The sequence below is a fragment of the Nocardia farcinica genome, from assembly GCF_029867845.1.
GTDB lineage: Bacteria > Actinomycetota > Actinomycetes > Mycobacteriales > Mycobacteriaceae > Nocardia > Nocardia farcinica_A.
Genome location: NZ_JARWRU010001302.1, coordinates 1 through 6095, shown reverse-complemented (window position 1 = coordinate 6095; position 6095 = coordinate 1). Strand labels below are relative to the sequence as shown.

5 protein-coding genes and 1 pseudogene are annotated in these 6095 nt (G+C 72.6%); 3 read left to right on the top strand and 3 right to left on the bottom strand.

Going from position 1 to position 6095, the window contains the following annotated elements:
* Nucleotides 1-382: helix-turn-helix domain-containing protein (locus QH283_RS29170; protein WP_432420805.1), on the top strand; the 382-nt coding region annotated here is incomplete at its 5' end.
* On the opposite strand, the gene QH283_RS29165 is transcribed toward QH283_RS29170, so the two are convergent.
* Both QH283_RS29165 and QH283_RS29160 read right to left on the bottom strand, forming a co-directional pair.
* Nucleotides 366-959, bottom strand: a complete 594-nt coding sequence (locus QH283_RS29165) for a ClpP family protease (RefSeq protein ID WP_280506137.1) — start codon at nucleotides 957-959, stop codon at nucleotides 366-368. The two genes, QH283_RS29170 and QH283_RS29165, sit on opposite strands and share 17 nt — an antisense overlap.
* Nucleotides 956-1561: a ClpP family protease gene (locus QH283_RS29160; RefSeq protein ID WP_280506136.1), complete on the bottom strand. Its 606-nt coding sequence runs from the start codon at nucleotides 1559-1561 to the stop codon at nucleotides 956-958. Before QH283_RS29160 ends, QH283_RS29165 begins: the two co-directional genes overlap by 4 nt.
* Before the next feature lie 355 nt (nucleotides 1562-1916).
* On the opposite strand from QH283_RS29160, the gene QH283_RS29155 reads away from it, so the two are divergent.
* On the top strand, nucleotides 1917-3551 hold the full coding sequence (locus tag QH283_RS29155; protein WP_432420806.1) for an amidase: 1635 nt from the start codon (nucleotides 1917-1919) through the stop codon (nucleotides 3549-3551).
* Nucleotides 3552-3561: 10 nt separating this feature from the next.
* On the opposite strand, the gene QH283_RS29150 is transcribed toward QH283_RS29155, so the two are convergent.
* A complete protein-coding gene (locus tag QH283_RS29150; protein WP_280506134.1) occupies nucleotides 3562-4080 on the bottom strand; it encodes a L,D-transpeptidase in 519 nt (172 codons plus the stop codon).
* A 451-nt stretch (nucleotides 4081-4531) separates the two neighbouring features.
* On the opposite strand from QH283_RS29150, the pseudogene QH283_RS29145 reads away from it, so the two are divergent.
* Nucleotides 4532-6095, top strand: a pseudogene (locus tag QH283_RS29145) (hypothetical protein); the annotation flags it as partial.

The window sequence follows — 6095 nt, the reverse complement described above, 5'->3', positions numbered from 1 at the left end:
GGACGAGCGCAGGCCACCTCACGCCCCGGAGCCCCTGTGGCGGGAGGTGCTCGGCGAACGTCTGCGCGCCCTGCGCCTGGAACAGGGCGCCACGCTGGTCGAGACCGCCCGGCGCGCCGGGATCTCCCCGCAGTACCTCTCCGAGGTGGAGCGCGGCCGCAAGGAACCCTCCAGCGAGATGATCGCGGCGGTCGCTGGCGCGCTCGGGATCACCCTGATCGGGCTGACCGTCGGTATCGCCGACGATCTGCGCTCCCGGCAGCGGCCCACCGCCGCCCCCGCGCGCCGCGCCGGTCGTCCCGCGACCTCGTGCGCCCGGCTCGCGCTCGGCCGTGCCGTCGCCCCGGCCGGAGCGCGGCCTGCCCTCATCCTCGCGGGCTGAGCACGGTGTCCACCAGCCCGTAGTCCAGCGCCGCCCGCGCGGTGAACACCCGGTCCCGGTCGGTGTCCTCACGCAGCCGCCCGACCGGCTGACCGGTGTGCGCGGACAGGATGTCCTCGATCTCCGAGCGCATCCTGACCAGCTCGTCGGCCTGCAGGATCAGATCGGGGATGGGTCCTTGGCCCCGGGCGGCGGGCTGGTGCAGCACCACGCGCCCGTGCGGGAGGATGGCGCGCTGCCCCGGCTCACCTCCGGCGAGGAGCACCGCGCCCACTGCGATAGCCTGACCCACGCAGGTGGTGTGCACGGGGGCCCCGATGTGCTGCATGGTGTCGTAGACGGCCAGCATCGACGGCAGGTCGCCCCCCTCGCAGTTGATGTAGAACTCGATCGCGCGGTCCTGGTTCTCCGACTCCAGGTGCAGTAGTTGCGCGATCAGCGCGTTGGCGACCCCGGAGTCGATCGGGGTGCCCAGATAGACGATCCGCTCGGCGAGCAGATGTGAGTAGATGTCGGTGATCCGCTCGCCACCGCGTGGATGCGCGGCGATGACGTTGGGGATGGTGTAGGTGCTCATATCGCGATACCCGCTCGACGACGGAACGGAACGACCTGGTCGAAGTCGTCGACGATGTGGTCGACGAATCCGTACTCGGCCGCCTGCCCGGCGGTGAACCAGCGGTCGTGCAGGGAATCCTCGTAGATCCGCTCGTAGGGCTGTCCGGTGTCGACGGCGATCAGGCCGAGCACCGTCTCGACGGTATGCCGCAGGTCACTGGCCTGCACCTCCACATCGACGGCCGTGCCGCCGATCCCCGCCGAGCCCTGGTGCATGAGGATGCGCGCGTGCGGCAGGGCGTAACGGCGGCCGGGGGTGCCCGCCGAGAGCAGGAACTGCCCGGCGCTGCACGCCAGCCCGAGCGCCAGGGTGGACACCTCGCATGGCACCAGCCGCATGACGTCGCGGATGGCGAGCATGGCGGGCACCGACCCGCCGGGCGAGTGGATCCACAGCGCGATGGGCGCGGTGTCGTTCTCGGCCGCCAGCGTGAGCAGCTGGGTGGCCAGCAGGGTGCCGTTGTCGTCGTCGAGCGGTCCGTCGAGGACCAGGATGCGGCGGGCGAGCAGTTGTGCTCTGGCCCGCCAGTCGAACAGCGGGGTCTTGTCGTCGTGAGCCATGACTCCACCGTGCACCGGCGCGACCGCCGCGCGCGCCCCGTGCTGCCCGGAGCGGATCCGCCCACAGCGGCGGCGGCCATCGGCGCGCCCCGGCGCGCGAACCCGCTCGGAAAGCCCTAGGCTACAAGCGTTTTCAATCGGAACAGTTCCAGCCGCATCGAATCTGCGACCCGACGACGTGTCCCGACAGGTTCTGCGCACCCCGGCCGACCGCCGGGAGCACTCGTCACCGGATGGATCAGGGGGTTCAGTGCCACCGTCGTTCACGCAAGCACCGCCGTTCACGCAACCACCGTCGTTCACGCAAACACCGCCGTTCACGCAAACACCGCCGCGTTCGTTCTCGCGCCGCGCGCTGCTGCGCACCGCGGGGGTCGCCGCGAGCGCGACCACCCTGTTCCGCCCGAGCGCCCTGTCCGGCCCGGCGCCCGCCGCCGCGGTGCCGAGACGCTCGCCCGTGCTCCCCGATCCGGGCTCGATCACCGCGACCGACCCGGCGCTGCTGTCGGCACTGGAGGCGGTCAGCCTGTTGCGTTCACGCGCGCTGCACCCCAGGGAACTGCTGGACGCCTGCCTGCGGCGCAGCGCCGAACACGACGGCGAGATCAACTCCTGGGTGCACGTCTACCCGGAGACGGCCCATGCCCAGGCCGAGGCCGCCGCGACCCGGCTGGCGGCCGGGAACGCGCCGCTGCTGTGCGGACTGCCGGTCGGCGTCAAGGACCTGTACGCGCTGGAGGGGCTGCCGCTGACCGCCGACAGCCGCATCCTCGAACACAACATCGCCTCGGGCGACGCGACCGTCTGCCGCAAGCTGCGCGACAACGGCGCGATCCTCATGGGCCACGCGCGTCTGGACGAGTTCGCGCTGCTCACCGCCACCCCGCAGGTCGGCAATCCGTGGAACATCGCCGACACCGTCGGCGGCTCCTCCGGCGGCAGCGCCGCGGTGCTGGCGGCCAGGTTCGCCCCGCTGGCGCTCGGCACCGACACCGGCGGCTCGGTGCGCCTGCCCGCCTCGCGCTGCGGGATCAGCTCGATCAAACCGACCTACGGCCGGTGCAGCACCTACGGCATCATCCCGGTGATGTGGACGCGGGACCATCCGGCGCCGATGGGCCGCAGCCTCGCCGACGCCGCGCTGCTGCTGTCGTTCATGGCCGGGCCGGACGGGCACGATCCGGCGACCACGGCCGCACCGCCCCCGGCCCCGCTCTATCCGCTCGCGCCACGCCCCGCCCTGAAACCGTTGGCCGGCAAGGTGTTCGGCGTGGTCGCCGTCGACATGCCGGCCGAGCTGGGCAGGTTGTTCGGCGAGTACCTGGCGCTGATCACCGAGCTGGGCGGCGAGCTGCGCGACGTGCGGCTGCCCGCCGAACCCGAGGTGCTGGCCACCGGCGGGGCCAGGGAACTGGGCTCCTACCACCGGCAGTGGCTGGACCGGCTCACCGAGCTGCGCCCGAGCAGCCTGCCGGTGGTCGGCATGGGCCTGGCGGCGCTGGCCGCGCCGTTCACCGAGTACCAGGCCTTCGAGCGGGCCCGTGAGCAGTACCAGCGCGACTACAACCGCCTGTTCGCCGAGCACGGTCTGGATGCCGTCGTGCTGCCGGGCGCGGCCCGCGACGGCACGCCGCGCGCCACCGCCGCCGCCATGTCGCTGCTCGACGCCGACCTGGTGCCGGTGGCCTGGGCCAACTACACCGGCGCGCCCGCCATCGCGCTGCCCGCCGGCCGCTCGGCGGTGACCGGCATGCCCTTCGGCGTGCAGCTCGGCGGCATGCCGTGGGCCGAGGCGGATCTGCTCGACATCGGTCTGGCCCTGGAGGCGGCGGCGCCGTACTGGCGGGAGGAGCCGCCGCTGCGGCCGAGCCCGCGGGTGCTGCCCGCGGTCGCGCCGCAGCCGCCCGGTCCCGGCCCGGATCCGACCAACACCGAGACCTGGAATTCCGTCTACCGGTTCTTCCCGACCACGGCGACCGCCACCGGCTGAGCCGCCGGGGCTAGACGACCACTTCCACGCGGTCGCCGGGTTTCAGGTAGTCGAAGAACGCCTTGGCGCCCTCCGGCGTCATCCGCACGCAGCCGTGCGACTGCTTGTCCACCGGTCCGACGTGGAAGGCGATGTCACCGTTGAAGAAGATCGCGTACTCCATCGGGGCGTTGTGCATGGTGCTCCAGTGGAACGGCTTCATGAACGAGACCGCGAACACGCCGGGCGGGGTCTCGTAGCCGGGCATGCCGTGCGAGATGGGCGTGGGGCCGTAGACGGTGCGGCCGTCGTCCATCAGCCACGCCTCGTTGGTGGTCAGCCGCATGCAGGCGCGCGCCAGGTTCGAGCACGGGGCGGGCGGCGGCTTGATGATGGCGGGCACGCCGGGGATGTCGGGACCGCCGGGCCACAGCGGTTCGGCCGTGGCGGCCCCGATGCCCGCGATGCCGGTGGACAGCGCGGCCGCGGCGGCGACCCCGAGTCCGGCGGCGAGACGACCCGCCCGATGGGACGAATGTAGGAACCTCATCACGTACCTGACCTCTCTCTACCGGTTCTGGAGCGAACAGCAGCAGCGCCGGCACAGCCGACGAGACGACACCACCGGCACAGCCGACGAGACGACACCGCCGACGGGACGACACCGCCGGCGCGAACCACGAGACAGCGCTTTCGACGAGCGAGACAGCGTAGACAGCGAGACGGCGAGACAGCACGGACAACGCAGCAGCATACGACGAGCACACCGCGACCGGCGACAGCACGTCCGGCAATTCTTCTGACCGAAAAGAAATCGGTGACACGGACGCTGCCGGACGGTAGCGGTGAAATTTGAATAACAAGAACAGCGGGCACGAACGGGAAACACGCATCGGTCCGGTAAATTCGGCCTTCTGAGCGCGTGTTGTGGTGGATCGAGTTTTTTCGCGTCGTGGCAGGACAGCCGGGATGGCACGAAAGCACCGAAAAGGCAGGGCGCTGTGAGCACTTCGCACCACCCCGGTCGATCCGGGTTCCCGAGGGCGCCCGAGCCCTCGTTCACGCCGATCGCCAGACCGTTGCTGTTCGACGCTGTCGATGCCGCTGTGCTCGCGGAGAACGGCGGTTGCGGCAACGGCCGGGTGCTGCTCGTCAGCGCGCCCGCCGGTTCGGGCAAGACCGTGCTGGCGGCCGACTGGGCCGCCCACCGTCCCGGCCTGGCCGTGCACTGGTTTCGCGTCACCGGGCCCGCCTGCCTGCCGCCGGAGGTCCCCGGCGAGGGCGTGCTCGTGGTCGACGACGCCCACCTGCTGACCGATCCCGAGGCCACCGCCGCCTTCGAGCGCCTGCTGCTGGACACGCCCGCGAGCGCGGCGGTGATCGTCTGCGCCCGCCACGATCCCCCGATCCGCTGGCATCTGCTCGAACTGCGCGCGCGTCTGGCCCGCCTCGGCGCCGCGGAGCTGGCCTTCACCGCGGGCGAATCGGCGCGACTGTGCGGCGAGCACGGCGTGCGCCTCGACGACGCGGGCCTGGCCACCGTCGACTCGCTGACCAAGGGCTGGGCCGCGCTGGTGCGCGTCATGGCGGTGCACCTGGCCACCCACCCCGAGGAACTGGGCTCACCGGTGCTGCTCGAGCGCCCCCCGCAGGCGGTGGCCGCGTATCTGGCCGCCGAGGTGCTCGCAGACCTGCCGCCCGCGTTGCGCGAGTTCCTGACCGTCACCGGCGTGCCCGCCGCCTTCACCGAGAAGCTGGCCGACGAGCTGGCCGGCGGCGGCGCCGGCCACTGTCTCGACGAGCTCGACCGGCTCGGTTTCCCGTTGCAGCGCAGCGCGCGTGGCACCGACGTGTGGATCCGGCACCATCCGCTGTTGCGCGCCTGCTTCCGCGCCGAGGCCGACCGGCTCGGCGCCGACCGCGTGACCGAGTTGCACGCGCACGCCGCGCGCTGGTTGCAGGCCGCCGGGCACCTGCCCGAGGCGCTGAGCCATCTGTGCGCGGCCGGCGATCGCCGCGAGCTGCTGGATTTCGTGGTCACCGCGGGGCTGACCATGGTGCTCGACGGCGATGGCGGCGCGCTGTTCGACGAGTTGACCCGCACCGCGGTCGACCTCATGGACGATCCCTACCTGTGGGCGCTGCGCGTGCTCGACGCCCTCGTGCACGGCGATCTCACCGATGCCACCGCCTATCTCGATCTCGCCGTCGAGCGCGGCGCCCGGCGCGCGTCCCTGGCGCCGGCGACCTGGACCACCACCCTGACCGCCGCGCGCGCGGTGGACGTGGCCGCCTGCACCGGCGCGGCGCCGGTGCCGTTCGCCGCCGCCGCACCCACCGGCAATGCCGACATCGACTGCTACGCGAGCCTGCAGGCGGCGACCGCGGCCCTGCTCGCCGGGCGCATCGCCGAGGGTGAGGAGTTGCTGCACCGCGGGTCGGCGCTGGCCGAGCACGCCTGCCATCCCCGGCTGGCGCTGCGCACCGCGGCCAGGCTGGCGCTGGCCGCCGCGGCGACCGACTCGACGGTGGCCATGCGGCGGCGGGCGGCGCGGGCGCTGGCGG